Source organism: Caulobacter sp. LARHSG274, from assembly GCF_052871235.1.
In genome coordinates this window covers 45157-61708 of record NZ_JBIXJO010000004.1, presented here as the reverse complement: position 1 = coordinate 61708, position 16552 = coordinate 45157, and the positions used below count along the sequence as shown (strand labels likewise).

Below are 16552 nucleotides of genomic sequence, written 5' to 3'. Positions count from 1 at the left end.
GATGGACCAGGCGAACCTGCCCGCAGGCTATTTTCTCGGCGTGGACGGCGGCGGCACCAAGACAGCCTTTGTCCTGACCGACGCCGCCGGCCGCGAGCTGGCCCGCCACGAAGGCGGGTCCAGCTATCATATCCAGGTCGGTTTCGAGGCCCTGCACGCCTTGCTGCACGAGGGCGTCCACGCCGTGCTCGACAAGGCCGGCGCCGCGCCCGACGAGGTCCTGTTCGCCTTTTTCGGGCTGCCCGCCCACGGGGAGGACTCCCAGGTCCAGCCCTTTCTCGACGTGATCCCCGAGGCGGTGCTCGGCCATCGCCGCTACGCCTGCGGCAACGACATGATCTGCGGCTGGGCCGGCTCGCTCGGCGGCGAAGACGGCATCAACATTGTCGCCGGCACCGGCTCCATCGGCTACGGCGAGCGCCAGGGCCTTTCGGCGCGCGGCGGCGGATGGGGCGAGATCTTCTCGGACGAAGGCTCGGCCTACTGGATCGCCGTGCAAGGGCTGAACGCCTTCTCGCGCATGGCCGATGGTCGCCTGCCGCGCGGGCCGCTGCACGAGCTGCTGACGCGCGAGCTGGAGCTGAAGGACGACCTGGACGTCTGCGCCTATGTCTACGCCCGGTCGGCGCCCCTGCGCGATCGCATCGCCGCCCTCTCGCGTCTGGTCGCCCGCGCGGCGGCGCAAGGCGACGAGGCCGCGCGGCGCATCTTCACGGAGGCCGGCCGCGAACTGGCGGCGATCGTGGAAGCGATCCGCCAGCGGCTTCGGTACCCGCCCGGCGAGCCGGTGAACCTGTCCTATTCGGGCGGGGTGTTTCAAGGCGGCGAGCTCATCCTCCAGCCCTTCCGCCAGCAGCTGTCGCTCTATTCGCCCGACTACCGCCTCATCAGCCCGCGCTTCAGTCCGGCGATCGGCGCGGCCTTGTATGCAGCGCGCCTCAGCGGGCGAGCGTCGGCATTGGCGGTTCCGATTTCGGCGGACGGCGCCTCCGATCGCAACTGATGCTCGCGCCATCATCCAACCGAAAGGGCGAACGGAAATGATGGATGTAGCGCTGAATACGGGCTTTTAGCCAACGAGTTAGTCGGCTCCGTGGTGGAAATTTCGACATTCCGACAACGAACATGCCCTTGATATGATCTTTCGTTAAGTAGCGATTTGACAGGCTACCGAAAGGCTTGTTACCTTTTGCATTATAAATAGGGTGCGAACCGAAACTTCGGATTTGCACCCAATCAAGCGAGGAAAAGGGGCTGGCCATGTCATGTCGTCCATCACGCCGGGGAGCCGTCATGGCCGGCGCAGGCATCGCCGCCCTGCTCACCGCGGGCGCGGCCATCGCGCAGGTTCCCGCCCAAGCCCCGGATGACGGGACGGTCGAGGAGGTCGTCGTCGTCGGCGTGCGCGCCAGCGTGGCCAAAGCCGTCAAGCTCAAGCGCGACGCCACCACGGTCCAGGACTCGATCAGCGCCCTGGAACTGGGCATGTTCCCGGACGACAACGTCGCCGACTCCCTTAGCCACATCACCGGGGTGTCGATCTCGCGCACGGCCGGCGGCGAGGGCCAGAAGGTCAGCGTCCGCGGCCTTGGCCCGGAATATACCCTGTCCACGTTCAACGGACGCATCCTGGCCACCGACGGCGCGGGGCGCGACTTCGCCTATGACGTGCTGCCTTCCGACGTCATCAGCGGCGCCGACGTGATCAAGGGCGCCGAGGCGGCCAACACCGAAGGCGCGATCGGCGGCCTGATCAACCTGCGCTCGGCCAGCCCCTTCGATCGGCGCGGCCAGCAGGGCATCGTGCGGCTCGAAGGCGACCGCAACCAGATGTCCGAACTGGACGGCCGCAAGCTGTCGGCGGTCTACAGCAACACCTTCGCCGACGACACGCTGGGCCTGCTGCTGGGCGTGGTGCTGGAAAAGCGCGACGACCGCACGGACGTGGCCGGCAACGACGGCGGCTGGACGCGCAACGCCGATCCCAACGACGAAAGCTGGACGTCCGGCAACGCCTGGGGCGGCGCGATCGACCCGAACAACAACGGCGTGCTGGACCCCGAGGAATACGGCCTGATCGGTCCGGGCCAGTTCCGCGTCGGCTCCATCCTGGAGAAGAAGAAGCGCCACGCCTTCACCGGCAAGCTCGAATGGCGGCCGTCCGACAGCTTCAAGCTGGTCGTCGATGGACTGACCACCAAGCTGGACTCGCCGCAGGTCGGCTACCAGCAGTCGTTCTATCCGCTCTACGCGCCGGGCCGTTGGTCCAACATGGTGATCAAGAACGGCATCGTCACCAGCTTCGACATGACCAATCCCGATCCGGAAATGCGCCTCAATCCGGAGCTGCTGAACCAGACATCCTACCGCGTGGTCGAGACGCAGCTCTACGGCGCCAACGCCGAATGGAAGGTCTCGGACCGGCTGACCCTCACGGGCGACGTCTATCGCTCGACCTCGAAACGTCACTCGGGCGGCCAGGACAGCTACGTCGTCCTGCGCATGAACCAGCCCAACAGCGCCCATATCGAACTGACCGGCGAACGCGTGCCCAACGTCACCGTCAACTTCGACGACGGCCGCGAGCTGAGCAGCGGCCTAGCCAAGGGCCAATTCAGCGACGCCGACTTCAACACCCACTACTTCTCGCTCGCCGGCGACAATATCGACGACAAGATCACCGGCGCGTCGTTCAAGGGCGCCTGGGACACCAAGTTCGGCTGGCTGGACAACGTGCAGTTCGGCGTCAACTACACCGACCGCAAGAAGTCGCGCGATCTGGTCAACAATGCCCTCACCGGCGGGGCCGACTACTATTCCGGCAACTATGCGATCAATGTGGGGGCGTTGGGCGGCGACGTCATTTCCGACAGCTTCTCCCTGCCCAACTTCATGAGCAAGGTGGACTCCAAGTTCCCGCGCACCTTCCTGGCCTTCGACGTTCCCAGCTACCAGGCCGCGCTGGCGGCCTATGACGGCAAGCCGCGCCCGGGCGGCGGTACGTACGACTATTCCAAGGCCGCGCCGGCGTGGAACCCGCTGCAAAGCTACCGCGTGGGTGAAGAGACCTGGGCCGGCTTCGTCCAGGCCAATCTCGAGGGGCGGCGCTGGACCGGCAATGTCGGGCTTCGCGTCGTGCGCACCAAGACCAACGCCCAGGCCTGGGACGCCAAGATCCTGCAAGTGATCGAAAACGGCGCGTTCAACTATACGGCCGTCTATGCCCCGCCGACCGCCATCGAGCAGAGCAACACCTACACCTACGCGCTGCCGTCGCTCAACCTCAACTACCGCTTCACCGACGAACTGCGCTTGCGCCTGGGGGCGGCCAAGACCATGGCCCGCCCGTCGGTCGCGACCCTGGCCCCGACCAGCACGACCGAAAGCGTCTCGTGGGGCGATTTCACCCAGGTCTACAGCGGTAACGCCGAGCTGAAGCCCTACCAGGCCAAACAGGTCGACCTATCGCTGGAGTACTACTTCCGGCCCAATTCGGTGTTCAACGTCGCCGTCTTCGGCAAGCGCATCAAGGACCAGATCACCAGCAGCTGGGAGCCGGGCCAGGACATCGGCGTCCCGGGCCACCTGTTCAACATCAGCCGTCCGATCAACGGCGACCACGCCACGGTCAAGGGCGTCGAGGTCGGGCTGCAGCATTTCCTGGACAACGGCCTGGGCGTGCGCGCCCAATACACGCGCAACTGGGCCAAGAGCTATGTCGGCGACGAGGAGCGTCCGCTCGAGGGAATCGCGCCGTCGGTCTATTCGCTGGGGGTCTTCTACGACCACGGTCCGGTGTCGCTGAGCCTTTCGGGCGACCGCACCGCGGGCTTCACGACGGCCGTCAACGTGCTCGGCGCCGGCTATAACGAAAAGGCCGATCCGATCACCTGGGTCACCGCCCATGCGTCGTACAAGATCAACGACAAGATGGACATTTCGCTGGAAGGCCAGAACCTTCTCGACAAGGCCAACACCTACAGCATCAACGGCAACCCGTTGCTGCCGCAGGGCTACTATCGCTATGGCGCCAGCTACAAGCTGGGCCTGAGCTACCGCTTCTAATTGGCCGCCGCCAGCTAAGCGGCGCTCGCGGCGGTTCCGGAGATGGACGCCCTGCTGTGAGCGCTGTTCGCCGTCTACGCAGATCCCGACATCAGCTGAACAGTTAGTTCGGCTCCGGTGGCCACGGCTCGATCTGACGCGGAATCCAATATCGCCCGCGCCAATGGACTCCAGAGGACAGGCTTGAGTATCTGAATGTCGTGTTTCTGGAGCTGACCCAAGGTCCGGTAATGGCGCCGCCCTGCCGCGGATCGGATGAGATGACCGATTGAATAGTAGGCGCGGACAGGCGCCGCCGCGGCGCTGAACCCTTGTTCTGCTTGGCGTTTGGGCTAATCATCCGTTATCGGGCCAAAGCGGGCGCCCGGCGCAAGACGGCTCGCCGTCCAAGACCTGCTCTTTATCTCCGTTCGTGGAGAGGGAGTGGCTGTGCGTCGAATCCAAGGTTCTTCCAACCAGAATAGAAAGCCGCTTCTCGCCAGCCGACGTTCAACCTTGTTGGCTTTTCTTCTTCTTCCGCCAGGCTTGGCCTTCGCGAGCTGCCCGCCCTCTAAGGTCCTCTTCGTCTGCCCGGCCGGCACGGTGAAAAGCGCCATCGCGCGAGAGGCGCTCAAGCAGCGCGCCGCCTCAGTCGGGGCCGCCATCTTGGTCCGTTCGCGCGGCCTGGCGGTCGAGGATCACGTCTCCGCGGCTCTGGCCGCTCGGCTGGCCGCCGACGGCCTGGATCCGCGCGCCGAAATCGCGCGGACACTTGAAGCGCCGGACGTCGCCTGGGCCGATATCGTCGTGGCATTTGACGAGGCCTCCCAGGCGCCGACGCTGGCGCGGGCGCGCTCTTGGACGACACCGTCCTGGAACAGCGACTACGACAACGCCAAGGCCGATCTGGACCGACGGCTCGATGCCCTTCTGGCGGAGTTAGCCAAGCAACCCTGTTCCTAGACCGCCGCCCATCCCAGAGTTGGCCGGTCCAGCTAGAGAACCTGTGGGACAAGACCACCCGCCGCCGTTCACCGGTGAGACCCGCTTCACGCTGGAACCGCGCCAGACCCCGATCTTCGAGGCCACGGGGACGCCGCAGCTGCGTGACGGCGTCACGCCTTGTAGAGGCTGATCCCCAGACGCTCCGCCGCCTGGTCGATATAGTCCGGCGCGGCGGCGTCGGTGATCAGGCCGTCGAGGTCGCCGACGTCGATGATCCGGTGCAGGCAGACCTTGCCGAACTTGGAGGCGTCGGTGACCGCGATGACCTCGCGCGCCGTCTCGACCATCTTGCGGTTCAGTTGCGCCTCCGGTTCGTGGTGCGTGGTGATGCCGCGCTCGACGTCGAAGCCGTCCACGCCCAGGAACAGCTTGTCCAGCAGCAGGTCGTCCAGCGCCGCCACGGTCTGCGCGCCGTAGAAGGCCATGTTCCGGCGGCGCAGCTCGCCGCCCAGCATGACGATCTTGATCTTTCGCTTCTGGTTGAGGACGCCCAGCACATCGAAATCGTTGGTGACGACGGTAATGTCTTCCTCGTCCGGCAGGAACCGCGCGATCTGCAAGGTTGTCGTGCCGGAATCGAGCATGATGGAGTCTCCGGCCTTGACCATGCCGGCGGCCAGCCTGCCGATCCGTTCCTTTTCCTCGGTGTGGCTGACGCGCTTGGTCTCGATCGCCGGCTCGGCGCCGGCATTGACCACTTCGGAGGAAATGGCGCCGCCATAGGCGCGCGTGGCCACGCCGTGTTCTTCGAGATAGTGCAGGTCCTTGCGGATGGTCTGCATCGACACGCCGAACTGTTCGGACAGCGGCGTGACCTGCACGCTGCCACGGGACCGGAGCATGGCCGTGATTTCACGGCGGCGTTCAGACGTATCGCGCATAATTTTGACTGAGCCATCCGGCATAAACAGCATTTCCTTGATCGGTCGCGGCGACGGCGCGACTTTCGATATGGCGCGACCCAAGGTGCCCTCGACGTTCTACATCGTCAACGGTAACACAAAGCTACCGTTTCAGCCTCTCCACAAGTTAACCGCTGAGCTTCAGTGTTTCGGTCTTCGCTGAAACGAACGCCGATCGATCTGCTGCGTCTGCGAGCTTCCGATCCCAGGCATCCGCGGGACCTGATGGCCCATTGCTGCATCGGCTGGCGCCCGGCGCCCGACGTGGCGCCCTATCGCTGGGAGTTCGAGAGCGAGGGGCGAGAATTCGAGCTGGCGGTCGAGCCCGCCGTGACCACCAACAACATGAGGGTGATGGTGCGCACGGCCTGCGCCGACGGCGGGTTGACCTTCGGCCGGGAGGCCCTACCTGGCGCGCGGCGAGCTTAAGCCGGCGCCGCAGACCTATTGCCCGCTGTTTCCCGGGTTCTTCCTCGACTTCCCCGATCGTCGAAACCTGGCGCCGAAGCTGCGGGCGTTCGTCAATCACGTCCGGGCGGCGTGCCGGGGCGTGGACACGCGAGGCCTGACCCCGGTCCGCGCGGTGGAGCCCCAGCCCCCGGCCCAAGGCCGCGCCGCCGCCCCATGTCATCGCCCGCGCGCGCGTCCATCAGGGCGCCGATGGCGGCGTGGACGAATAGGCGATCGCGGCGATACGCCATCCCTCCGCCGTCTTGACCAGTTGCCAGGTCTCGCTGCCGCTGTTTTGCGGCTTGCCGTCGATCTGGAAGACATAGTCGAACCAGGCTGTCGCGATCGCGCCGTCGGTCCTGATCGACAGGTTGGTATGGACCGGGTTGAGCGCGGCCTTGGACTGGGTCACGAAATCAGCGAAGGCCTGCGCGCTTCCGGGCCGGACCTTGGCGGCCCCGGCGCTCTTGGCCTGCGCGCGCGCGAAGGCGCTGTCGGTCAAGACGTTGGACCAGGCGCTCGCCGGCATGAAGAGGCGACCCAGGGCCGCGCCGTCATGGGCGACGACCGCGGCATGAAACGCGGCCATGATGGCTTCGATCGCGGCCCGGTCGGACGCGGTCTCCCGCGCCACGGCCGGCGTCATCGGCATGAGGATCAAGGCGGGCGTCGCCAGCAGCAAGATCAAGGTTCGACGGATCATGGGACCTCCTGTGTCAGCGCCTCGGCGATACCCACGCCGCAGCGCCGACGCCCAGTCAGGAAGTCCTCAAATTTTCCTCAAGCCGCACCGTCGCCGTCCTCCCTCGCCTTGCCTCGGCGGCCGGCCCGAGACACGTTGAGGCATGGGCGAAGACTATCGGATCGGGGAGTGGGACTTCGACGTCGCCGAAGGCGTGCTCCGAAGTCCGAGCGGATCGCATCGACTGGAGCACCGCGCCGCGCGGGTCCTGGCGATGCTCTGCCGCCATCGCGGCAGGCCGGTCACCCAGGCCGAGCTTCTGGCGGAGGTCTGGGACGGACGGGCGGTCGCCGACAACAGCATCGCTATCGTGATCGGCGACTTGCGCCGCGCCTTGGGCGAGGACGCGCGGTCGGCGCGTTATATCGTGACCCTTCCCAAGCGAGGCTATCGCCTCGCGTCCCCCGAGCCCCCTACCCGGATGATTGGGCGGCCCAAGGCGGCGCCGGTCTGGCGGCGTCGCGCCGGGGTCGTCGTCGTGGGTCTGGGCTTGCTCGCCGCGCTCGCCGTGCTGGGTTGGCGCGAGCGGTCCGCGCCGATCACCCTGGCGGTCGAGCGGGTGCGCAACGAAACCGGCTCGACGGCCTTCGCGCCGATGAGCCGGGCCCTGGACGGCGTGATCGTCGATCAATTGTCCGGCGCAGGCGGGCTCGCCGTCATCGACGCCAGCGGCCAGCGCTCGCCCGGCCTGCGCCTCGTTCCACGATTGACCCTTTGGGACGGGACGCCGGCCTTGTCCCTGCGCGCCGTCGACGAGCGCGATGGCCGCGTCGTCTGGGCGACGATCGCCGAGGCGCCCGCCTCCAGGATCGCGCGCGTCACCGCCGGCAAGCTCGATGATCTCAAACGTCGACTTAAGGCGGGGCCGCCGCGGACCTGGAAATGATGCGGACGTTCAGTTGGATCATGAGAGACGGATCGCCGTTGACGGCTATCTGTACTCAGTCCGGCATTCAGAGCGATAGCACGTCCGGCTTGCCGTGTCCGGTTCAGGCCTCGGCGGCGAACGTCCGTCCTCTGGCTAGGCAGAGCAGCCGGCCTTCGACCCTAGCCGGACTCTACTCGGACTCTAAGCAGCCCCAGCCGTCCATTTCGCCGCCCAACGCCTTCGCGAGACTGCCAAGGCTGACTTCGGTATCGGTGATCTCATCAACTGAAGGAGTCATTTTGCGGGTAGCAACGACATCCCAAGGCTGGCTGGCAACTGTCCCGCTCTCCTCGACATGGACCATGTAACCCATGGCCGCAGCCTTTTGAGAAAAGGCAAAGGCGGACGGTTGGTCGACAAACACCGCAGTGAAATCGACGAAACGCACCCTGCTTAGATCATCGCCACGATCAGCCATGCGCCGAAGCACCGTCTCGTTTTCGGCCCGCAGATCAGCGCTCATCAGGTCACCCGGAATTCCATCTAGTCAGCCAAACATCAGGCGCCGGCTCAAGGTCCACCCTGATCGGACCCTCAGGTCTCGCCCGGCGTCGGCAGCCCTTTTCGCCCTGCGCGGAGGGCGGTCGAACCGGCCTTGCATAAGCGCTTTGGCGGCGCCTTGTTGACAGGTTACAGTCACGGCTCCGCCAAGGAGCCGAGTTTCTTGTCCGCGCCCGCCACGATCATCGCCTTGCGCCCCCTCGACCTTGATGGTTCGAGGGTCGAGGACGTCGCCCTGTCGAACCTGAGGCTCGACGGCCAGGGCCCGATGTGGCTGCAGATCCGGCGCACCCTGGCCCAGCCGATCCTGCGGGGCGACTGGCGTCCCGGCACCCGCATTCCCGCGGAGATGGATCTGACCGAACATTTCCGGACTTCGCGGATGACGGTCAACAAGGCGATCCAGAGCCTGGCCGCCGAGGGCCTGTTGCAGCGCCGGCGCAAGATCGGGACTGTGGTCGCCGAGCGGGCGCAGGAACGTCCGGTGTTCGAAATCTGGGACACCGCCGACGTCGTCGCGCGCGGTGGCGGGATCTATGGCTATCGCCTGCTTGAATGCGCCTTCGTCAAGGACGATCCGGACAAGCGCGCCCTGCTCAATGTCAGCCGCAAGACACAGCTGGTGTGGATGCGCTGCCTGCACCTGTCGGACGGCCAGCCCTTCCAGCTCGAAGAGCGCCTGGTCAATGTCGACGCGGCGCCCGGCATCACCTGCCAGCCGATGGAGACCACCGCGCCGGGCCCTTGGCTGCTGGCCCACGTGCCCTGGACTCAGGCCGAGCACACCATCAGCGCCCTGGAGGCTGGACCGGCCGAGGCCGAGGCGCTGGACGTGCGCCAGGGCTCGGCCTGCCTGGTGGTCGAGCGCCGCACCTGGAACGGCGACGTGCCCGTGACCCTGGCGCGGCTGTGGAACCCCGGCGCCCAACACCGCCTGGTCGGCCGCTTCGAGCCGTCGCGTTAGGTCAGCCGGCGATCGGCAGGTCGTACTGGGTGGAAAGATAGCGCCGGATGGTCTTTTCATCGGCGATGAACAGGCGATCCCCGACCCGCTGGGGCTGGACGCCGTCGTCGCTGGGGGCGGAGCCTTTCGCCAGGACCAGCACCGGGACGGACTGGTTGGCCTCGCCCAGCGCCTCGACCAGCAGCGCGCGCGGCCGCTCGAAGGCGATATAGTGGACATCGACGGCCTCGCGCAGGGACGGGAAAAAGCTCAGCAACCCTTCGACGGCGACGGAGTCGCCGCAATAGAGCGGGCCCAGGCCGCCGTTCATGAAACCGGGCTTGAGCAGGTAGAGTTGGTCTTTCATGCGAACTCCTGAAGGATAGCGGGATCACGCCGCGGCGATGCGCAGGCGCTTGATGGCGATGACCAGGCCGGTGAAGCTGAAGACCAGCCCGGCCAGCAAGGGGATCAGGACCAGGACCTTGCGCAGGACCGGATGGTCGATCAGGCCCGGAAAATTGAAGGTGTGCAGGGCGTAGTAGATCCAGGCATAGGCTCTGCGGCTGGCGTCCATCACGATCACCACCCGGCCCGAGACCGGGTCGAGATAGACCGACGCGCCCTTCGGCGCCGCCAGCGGGAAACGGACGATGCGCGGAGCCATGCCCTCGGCGGTGCGGTAGAGGCCGTCGCCCGGGCCGGCGGTCAGGGGAACCGGCGAGGCCAGCGGCCAGGCCCTGCCCGCCGCCCGGGCCAGCAGCGCGGGCGGCAAGGCGGCCAGAATGGGCCGGCCTGGTGCGTCGAGCAGGCTGACCCGCGCGGGTCTGCCGCCCCCCTCGGCCGCGGCGAGCGGATGGCCGCCGACGACATTGAAGCTGATCTCCGAACTGGGACCCAGGGCGGCCAGGGCGCTGGCCGGGACCGCCTGGAAGGCGGCGGCCAGGTCGCGACCGTGATAGGCCGCCTCGGCCTGGGCGGCGGGCGCGCCGCGCGAAAACAGCCGGCCATGGTCCATCGACAGCCAGCCGCTGACGATCCAGGTCAGGACGAACAGCGCGACGCCCAGGCCCAGGCCGTGGTGCCAGCGCAGCCAGCCCCGGAACGACGACCAGTCGGGCTTGCGGCCCTGCAGCCGTTTCTGGGTCCGATAGACGCCCAGGAACGTTCCGACCGCGGCCGTCGCCACCCCGACCAGCGACACCCACCAGACCGTCTGGTCCCAGGCGGTGAAGCTCTGGCGCAGGACCGTGAAGTAGAGCCAGTGCGGCACCGCGCCCGCCCAGTTCCAGGCCCGGCCCCTGGCGTCGGTGCGCTGCAGAACCTCGCCGGTACGCGACGAGACATAAAGTTGCGTCCCCGCCGCGTCGTCCAGCGACAGGCGATAGAACGGCCGCCAGGGATCGAAGCGATTGTGGACCACCCATTGGTCATAGCGCAGCGGCGAGCTGACGGCCTCGACCGCCTGGCGCGAGAACGCCACGCCGATCGCCTTGGCTTGACCCGCCGTGATCGGCGGCGCGCGTTGACCGGTGCGGGCGTCGACGGCCACGACCTCGCCCTTGTCCGGCTTGACCAAGTAGAGCGGCCGGCCGGCGGCGGACACCAGCCGAAGGTTCTCTCCGCCGCCGCTCACCGCCAAGGCCCGGGCCGGCGCAATCGTCACCGCGGCCAGGTCGATCCGCTCGCTGGCCGTCAGCCGGTCCTGGTCGCTCAGCGACGGAAACGGCACGAACAGCAGGATCGCGCCGCTGGCGAACCACAACAGAAACAGCAGGCAGAGCCCCACGCCGGTCCAACGGTGAAACCACGACAACCAGCGCAGGACCTGGGCCACGTCCATGAACTAGAACTTCACATTGAGACTGACGTCGTAGCTGCGCGGCTTTCCGAGCATCACTTCGGACGGGTAGAAGATGTCCGCCCAACCGACATAGGCCTTGTCGAAGGCGTTGTTGATCCGGCCGGTGACGGACACCGTGGGCGTCAGGGCGTAGGTCGCATAGAGATCGACAAGGGCGTACTTGTCGAGCTTCAGCGTCCCGGCCGTATTGCCCTCGCGCGCGCCGACATAGCGCACCCCGCCGCCCAGTTCGAGCGGCAGACCGCCGACCTGGGTGACGCTGGTCCAGGCATTGGCGATCCAGTCGGGCACGTTGGGCGGCCTGCGACCCGAGGCGTCGATGCCGTAGTTGGGGTCGACGAAGTTCTCGTACTCGGCCTTGGTGTAGGCGAGGTTGGCGTTGACGCTCCATTGCGGCGTCAGCAGGACGTCGCCGGACACCTCCAGTCCCTTGGAGGTCTGGGCGCCGACATTGCTGACGGTGTCGACGGCGACCTGGGTCAGGATGTTCTTGCGCTTGATGTCGAACACCGCCGCGGTGATCGAGGCGCGGTTGCCCGGCAGGCTGGCCTTGATCCCGGCCTCGGCCTGGCGCGACGAACTCAGCGAGAAGTTCTGGCCAGCGTTGACGATGAAGATGTTGGAGCCGACCGGATCCTCGCCCGTGGTGTAGGAGACGTAGGGCGTCACATAGTCGTTGAGATTATAGACCAGCCCCGCCCGCCAGGTGCTGGGCTTGTAGGTGCGCGAGAAACTGCTGCCGGCCTGGAAGGCGCCGGTCGGGCCATAGTTCTTGCGGTCGAGGTCCAGCACCTCGTAGCGGCCGCCGACTACCAGCTTCAGTTTCCGAGTCAGATCGAGAGCGTCCTCGAAGAACACCGCCACATCGTCCCAGCTGGTGGGGCTCAGGCGCGGGACAATGGCGCCAAAGCGGCCGGGGCTGGGATTGAACGGATCGACGCTGTCGCCGTCTGGAAAGCCCCGGCGGCGCTTGAAGTCCAGGTGGCTGTAGTCGAAGCCGACCAGGAACTTGTTGTTCAGACCAAACACCGGCTTTTCGACGCTGACGCTGCCCTGGTCGCCGTAAAGCTCCTGCTCATGGAACACGAAGAACCGGTCGCGGTCGATCAGGTTGGTGGTGGTGTTGAAGACATAGGACTCGGCATTGATCCAGCGGCGCTTGGCGGTGAAGTAGTAGGCCAGGTTCTGGACGGTGACGCCCTCAATCGGCTTCCAGCGCACCAGGACCTGCGGCCAGACCTGGTGGTCATAGATCTTGGAGTCGGCGACGTTATAGCTCTTGTAGCGCATGGCCTTGTCGACGACGTAGCCGCTGGCGCTGGTCAGCAGGTTGTTGATTGGATCCTTGGCGAAACCGGCCGGGACCAGCGGCGTGCCGAAATAGTTGGTCGGCTCGTCCTCGCCATAATCGATCGAGGCCTGGACATCGAGCTTGTCGCTGACCCGCCACAGCACCGACAGGGTGGCGTTGAGCGCCTTGGAGGCGGAGTCGTCGACGAAGCCGTCCGAGGCCGTGCGGCTGATGTCGAAGCGCATGCCGACATTGTCGCTCAAGCCGCCCCCGACCCCGAAGCCGAAGCTGGTCGAGCCGAAGCTGCCGATCCCCGCCTGCAGTTCATAGCGCGGCGCGCCGAACGACGGGGCCTTGTTGGTGACATTGACCGCCCCGCCGATCGCGCCCTGGCCGTAGAGCACCGAGGACGGTCCCTTGAGGATCTCGACGCTCTGCAGGTTGAAGGTGTTCTGCGGCCGGTTGGTCATGTTGGACGGGCCCAGATAGAGACCGTTGTGCAGGACCGTGATCTGGTCGCCGGTGAAGCCGCGCATCGAGAACGAGGCCGGGTCGCCCGGCGAGCCGCCCGAGGTCACGCCCGGCAGGCTGTTGGCCGCCTGCTCCACGGTCGCATAGCCGCGGGTGGCGATGGTCTCGGCGCTGATCACGTCGAGCGTGGCGGGCGTCTCCCGCGACGACAGGCCCAGCCGGCTGCTGGTGGGGGTGAACTGTTCGAGCGAACGCACCCTCCCCGTTACGGTGACGGCGTCGACGGCGGACGGCGCGGACGCCTCCTGGGCCTGGGCCGACCGCGCCGGCCCGGCCGAAGCCGCCAGCGCCAACACGAAGACAGACGCACCGGTTGGAAAACGCATGACCCACCCCTCCATTGAACCTGAAGCCGAGCTTCGGTTTGCTTTTGTATAGTCAATTAAGAAACTCTGACGGGGCTCCCTGGAGGTCAAGGCTTGCCGCCGCCATGCCGTCTGGACGCCCCTCCGCGCCCGCTTCGGCGGCGCCTGATCCCGTCTTCGCCCGTTTATTACGCGGTCAGATCTTGTCGAAGGAACGAAAACCGGGCCTGCAAGCCTGGATTGAACCCGATCCGCACCCATGAGGCGTGCGGGATCGACGATCGAAATCGTTCGCGCCGCCCCTGGGCGCACGTCATTCCCGACGCTCGCAAACTTCAATTTTGACTATACAAATTTGAACGCGCTTCCGACTGCGACGGGACGCCAGACGGTCCAGCCGAGGCGCTATCGAAGGTTGGCGGCGCCTCTGAGAACCCCATGACATCGCTTGCCGATCAGCTCGCCCAGGGCGCCGGGCACGCTTGGCCGTTCGCGCCCTCGGCCTTGCTGCTGGGGGCGCTGCACGGTCTGGAGCCAGGTCGCTCCAAGACCATGATGGCCGCCTTTCATCATCGCGGTGCGCGGCACGGTCTGGCAGGCCATCCTGCTGGGTCTGTCGGCGACGACGTCGCACACCGCCATCGTCTGGGCCATCCGCCTGGCCGGGCCCTATTTCGAGCGCAGCCTCGACCTGGACAAGGCCGAGATCGGCGACCGCGGCCGGCGGAGGGCTCGCCTCCGCCGGCCGGGTCTTCAGGCGTGGGCGGCGGCGGCCCGCAGGCGATCGCCATAGGCGCAGGCGTCGCTGACCTCGATCCGGGCGCCGGCCCGCGCCTTGCCCTTCAGCCATTCGCTGAGAGCCTCGGCGCAGGTGTGATCCAGATAGGACAGGCCGCGGGTGTTGAGGTGGACGACGCCGCCGTCCGGCACGGCCTCCAGCGCCTTGGTGATCTTCGGCAACTGCACGAAGGTCGCCGCGCCCTCCAAGGTCACCTCGCGCGCCTGCTCGCCGATCTCGCGTTCGGCCACCTTCAGGCGCAGCCGGCGGAGGTGCGGCACGAGCTCGACCAGGGTCAGGGCCAGGCCGACCAGGACGCCGGTCAGCAGGTCGGTCGCCACCACCGTCACGAAGGTCGCCGCCCAGATCAGCGCCGGCAGCAGGCCATAGCGGGCGAACAGGTGGCGCACGTGCTGCAGGCTGACCAGGCGCCAGCCGGTGACGACCAGAACCCCGGCCAGGGCGGCGCTGGGCACCTGGCGCAGCAGCCCTGGCAGCAGGGCCACGAAGGCCAGAATCCAGACCCCGTGCAGGATCGCCGACAGCCGGGTGGCGGCGCCGGCCTGGACGTTGGCCGAGCTGCGGACGATGACGCCGGTCATCGGCAGGGCCCCGACCGCGCCGCACAGCATGTTGCCCACGCCCTGGGCGAGCAGCTCCTTGTTGTACTTGGTGCGCGGGCCCTCGTGCATGCGGTCGACGGCGGCGGCCGACAGCAGGGTTTCGGCCGAGGCGATGAAGGCCACCGCCACGGCGGTCAGGACCAGGGTCGGGTCGGCCAGCTTGGCCAGGTCGCCGAGGCCGGGAACGGCGATCGCCGCGGCGATCGACTCCGGCACGACGATGCGCTGGACGTCGAGGTTCAGGCCCGCGGCCGTCAGCGTGCCGGCCAACACGCCGAGCAGCGCGCCGGGAACGAGCCGGAGCTTGGCCGGGCGCAGCTTCTCCCAGACCAGTATGGCCCCGATGGTGACGACGCCGACGATCAGGGCGGCTTCGGCGGTCCCGAGGGCCCGGATCGAAAGGCCGGCGACCGCGGCCGGGATGGCCAGCAGGTTCTCCAGCCCATGGGCCTTGGGGCTGGCGCCGAACAGCACGTGCATCTGACCGGCGACGATCAGCAGGCCGATGCCGGCCAGCATGCCGTGGACCACGGCCGGCGAGATGGCGCGGAACCACTGGCCCAGCCGCAGGGCGCCGGCCGCCAGCTGGATCAGCCCGGCCAGCACCAGGATGGGGCCCAGGGTGGAAAGCCCGTGCCGCTGGACGATCTCGAAGACGATGACCGCCAGGCCGGCGGCCGGTCCGCTGACCTGCAGGGGCGAGCCCGCCAGGGCCCCGACCACGACGCCGCCGATGACGCCGGTGATCAAGCCGCGCTCGGCCGGCACGCCCGAGGCCACGGCGATGCCCATGCACAGCGGCATGGCGACCAGGAACACCACGATCGAGGCGGTGAGGTCGCGCGACAGGGTCGTCGAGAGGCCGGTCTTGGCCGGACCTTGGGAAGCGGCGGTGGTCCTGGTCATTCGGCCGCCATCCCCACGAAGTCGCGCGCGGCGAGGCGGCGGTTGGGGCTGAGGGCGACGGGCAGCGAGCGGCCCTCGACGACCAGCTCGAACTGTTCGGTCTCGCCGTTGAACGCCAGGATGTGGCCGGTCTCGATCTCGAAGAACCAGCCGTGCAGGGTCAGGTCGCCCTGGGCGATCGCCGAGGCGACCGAAGGATGGGTGCGAAGGTGGTTGATCTGGACCACCACGTTTTCGAGGCTCAGGGCCCGGGTCTCGGCCTTCTTGTCCAGGCCGTGATAGGCCGAGCAGACAACGCTGTGCGCGGCCTGGGCGTGGCGCAGCCAGGCGGCGACATTGGGCATGCGCTGCAACGCCTCGGGCTGGGAAAAGGCCTTCATCGCCCCGCAGTCGGAGTGGCCGCAGACGACGATGTCGCGGACGCCCAGGGCCACGACCGCATATTCGACCGCCGACGACACCCCGCCATTGGCCTGCGAGAACGGCGGCACGATGTTGCCGGCGTTGCGGCACACGAACAGGTCGCCGGGGGCGGCCTGGGTGATCAGTTCGGGCACCACGCGCGAATCCGCGCAGGAGATCATCAGCGCCTTGGGGCTCTGCCCGTCGCTGGCCAGCCTTTCATAGAGGGCGCTTTGAGCGGGAAAGACCTGTCCGCGAAACCGCGTGGCGCGTTCCAGAACGTGTTCCAAGAGAACCTCCGTGAGCTGGGCGACGCGGGGATATCCCGCGCCGGAAG

General features: G+C 67.2%; 15 protein-coding genes. 7 read left to right on the top strand and 8 right to left on the bottom strand.

Annotated elements, in window-relative coordinates; genetic code table 11:
• Position 1: 1 nt before the first annotated feature.
• The 3 genes from ACIPQB_RS10500 (at position 2) to ACIPQB_RS10490 (ending at position 5007) form a co-directional block, all read left to right on the top strand.
• On the top strand, positions 2–1003 hold the full coding sequence (locus ACIPQB_RS10500) for an N-acetylglucosamine kinase (protein ID WP_446485169.1): 1002 nt from the start codon (positions 2–4) through the stop codon (positions 1001–1003).
• 290 nt (positions 1004–1293) lie between these two features.
• Complete coding sequence (locus ACIPQB_RS10495) at positions 1294–4065, top strand: TonB-dependent receptor (protein ID WP_446485168.1); 2772 nt, start codon at positions 1294–1296, stop codon at positions 4063–4065.
• Between the two features lie 423 nt (positions 4066–4488).
• A complete protein-coding gene (locus ACIPQB_RS10490; RefSeq protein ID WP_446485167.1) occupies positions 4489–5007 on the top strand; it encodes an arsenate reductase/protein-tyrosine-phosphatase family protein in 519 nt (172 codons plus the stop codon).
• Between the two features lie 152 nt (positions 5008–5159).
• Here the strand turns inward: ACIPQB_RS10490 and agaR are convergent, their stop codons facing one another.
• Positions 5160–6014 carry a transcriptional repressor AgaR gene (gene agaR / locus ACIPQB_RS10485; protein WP_446485166.1) on the bottom strand — a complete coding sequence of 285 codons (855 nt, stop codon included), beginning with the start codon at positions 6012–6014 and terminating at the stop codon, positions 5160–5162.
• A 162-nt stretch (positions 6015–6176) separates the two neighbouring features.
• Here agaR and ACIPQB_RS10480 point away from each other — a divergent pair, with 162 nt between their 5' ends.
• Complete coding sequence (locus tag ACIPQB_RS10480; protein ID WP_446485165.1) at positions 6177–6380, top strand: hypothetical protein; 204 nt, start codon at positions 6177–6179, stop codon at positions 6378–6380.
• Positions 6381–6600: 220 nt separating this feature from the next.
• On the opposite strand, the gene ACIPQB_RS10475 is transcribed toward ACIPQB_RS10480, so the two are convergent.
• Positions 6601–7104 (bottom strand): nuclear transport factor 2 family protein, encoded by a 504-nt coding sequence (locus ACIPQB_RS10475; RefSeq protein ID WP_446485164.1) that lies wholly within the window; start codon positions 7102–7104, stop codon positions 6601–6603.
• A 142-nt stretch (positions 7105–7246) separates the two neighbouring features.
• Between ACIPQB_RS10475 and ACIPQB_RS10470 the strand changes: the two genes are divergently transcribed.
• Positions 7247–8029 carry a winged helix-turn-helix domain-containing protein gene (locus ACIPQB_RS10470; protein ID WP_446485163.1) on the top strand — a complete coding sequence of 261 codons (783 nt, stop codon included), beginning with the start codon at positions 7247–7249 and terminating at the stop codon, positions 8027–8029.
• 172 nt (positions 8030–8201) lie between these two features.
• Here the strand turns inward: ACIPQB_RS10470 and ACIPQB_RS10465 are convergent, their stop codons facing one another.
• On the bottom strand, positions 8202–8534 hold the full coding sequence (locus tag ACIPQB_RS10465) for a ribonuclease E inhibitor RraB (protein WP_446485162.1): 333 nt from the start codon (positions 8532–8534) through the stop codon (positions 8202–8204).
• A 201-nt stretch (positions 8535–8735) separates the two neighbouring features.
• Between ACIPQB_RS10465 and ACIPQB_RS10460 the strand changes: the two genes are divergently transcribed.
• Positions 8736–9536 (top strand): UTRA domain-containing protein, encoded by an 801-nt coding sequence (locus tag ACIPQB_RS10460; protein WP_446485161.1) that lies wholly within the window; start codon positions 8736–8738, stop codon positions 9534–9536.
• Between the two features lies 1 nt (position 9537).
• Here the strand turns inward: ACIPQB_RS10460 and ACIPQB_RS10455 are convergent, their stop codons facing one another.
• Genes ACIPQB_RS10455 through ACIPQB_RS10445 form a run of 3 tightly spaced genes read right to left on the bottom strand, consistent with a single transcriptional unit; the run spans position 9538 to position 13527 of the window.
• Positions 9538–9882: a DUF3088 domain-containing protein gene (locus ACIPQB_RS10455; RefSeq protein WP_446485160.1), complete on the bottom strand. Its 345-nt coding sequence runs from the start codon at positions 9880–9882 to the stop codon at positions 9538–9540.
• A 24-nt stretch (positions 9883–9906) separates the two neighbouring features.
• Positions 9907–11358, bottom strand: a complete 1452-nt coding sequence (locus tag ACIPQB_RS10450) for a PepSY domain-containing protein (protein WP_446485159.1) — start codon at positions 11356–11358, stop codon at positions 9907–9909.
• Between the two features lie 3 nt (positions 11359–11361).
• Positions 11362–13527: a TonB-dependent receptor gene (locus ACIPQB_RS10445; protein ID WP_446485158.1), complete on the bottom strand. Its 2166-nt coding sequence runs from the start codon at positions 13525–13527 to the stop codon at positions 11362–11364.
• A 556-nt stretch (positions 13528–14083) separates the two neighbouring features.
• On the opposite strand from ACIPQB_RS10445, the gene ACIPQB_RS10440 reads away from it, so the two are divergent.
• Entirely contained in the window at positions 14084–14299 is a 216-nt protein-coding gene (locus ACIPQB_RS10440) for a hypothetical protein (RefSeq protein ID WP_446485157.1), read from the top strand.
• On the opposite strand, the gene ACIPQB_RS10435 is transcribed toward ACIPQB_RS10440, so the two are convergent.
• Both ACIPQB_RS10435 and ACIPQB_RS10430 read right to left on the bottom strand, forming a co-directional pair.
• Positions 14260–15813, bottom strand: coding sequence for a SulP family inorganic anion transporter (locus ACIPQB_RS10435; RefSeq protein WP_446485156.1), 1554 nt, complete (start codon positions 15811–15813; stop codon positions 14260–14262). The genes ACIPQB_RS10440 and ACIPQB_RS10435 overlap by 40 nt on opposite strands.
• Positions 15810–16505: a carbonic anhydrase gene (locus tag ACIPQB_RS10430; protein ID WP_446485155.1), complete on the bottom strand. Its 696-nt coding sequence runs from the start codon at positions 16503–16505 to the stop codon at positions 15810–15812. The genes ACIPQB_RS10435 and ACIPQB_RS10430 overlap by 4 nt, the downstream gene beginning before the upstream one ends.
• Positions 16506–16552: the final 47 nt, after the last annotated feature.

Coding starts and splice junctions, on each gene's coding strand:
- ACIPQB_RS10450 (WP_446485159.1), bottom strand. CDS start 11,358: ATGGACGTGGCCCAGGTCCTGCGCTGGTTGTCGTGGTTTCACCGTTGG.
- ACIPQB_RS10445 (WP_446485158.1), bottom strand. CDS start 13,527: ATGCGTTTTCCAACCGGTGCGTCTGTCTTCGTGTTGGCGCTGGCGGCT.
- ACIPQB_RS10465 (WP_446485162.1), bottom strand. CDS start 8,534: ATGAGCGCTGATCTGCGGGCCGAAAACGAGACGGTGCTTCGGCGCATG.
- ACIPQB_RS10475 (WP_446485164.1), bottom strand. CDS start 7,104: ATGATCCGTCGAACCTTGATCTTGCTGCTGGCGACGCCCGCCTTGATC.
- ACIPQB_RS10480 (WP_446485165.1), top strand. CDS start 6,177: ATGGCCCATTGCTGCATCGGCTGGCGCCCGGCGCCCGACGTGGCGCCC.
- ACIPQB_RS10495 (WP_446485168.1), top strand. CDS start 1,294: ATGGCCGGCGCAGGCATCGCCGCCCTGCTCACCGCGGGCGCGGCCATC.
- ACIPQB_RS10455 (WP_446485160.1), bottom strand. CDS start 9,882: ATGAAAGACCAACTCTACCTGCTCAAGCCCGGTTTCATGAACGGCGGC.
- ACIPQB_RS10500 (WP_446485169.1), top strand. CDS start 2: ATGGACCAGGCGAACCTGCCCGCAGGCTATTTTCTCGGCGTGGACGGC.
- ACIPQB_RS10470 (WP_446485163.1), top strand. CDS start 7,247: ATGGGCGAAGACTATCGGATCGGGGAGTGGGACTTCGACGTCGCCGAA.
- ACIPQB_RS10435 (WP_446485156.1), bottom strand. CDS start 15,813: ATGACCAGGACCACCGCCGCTTCCCAAGGTCCGGCCAAGACCGGCCTC.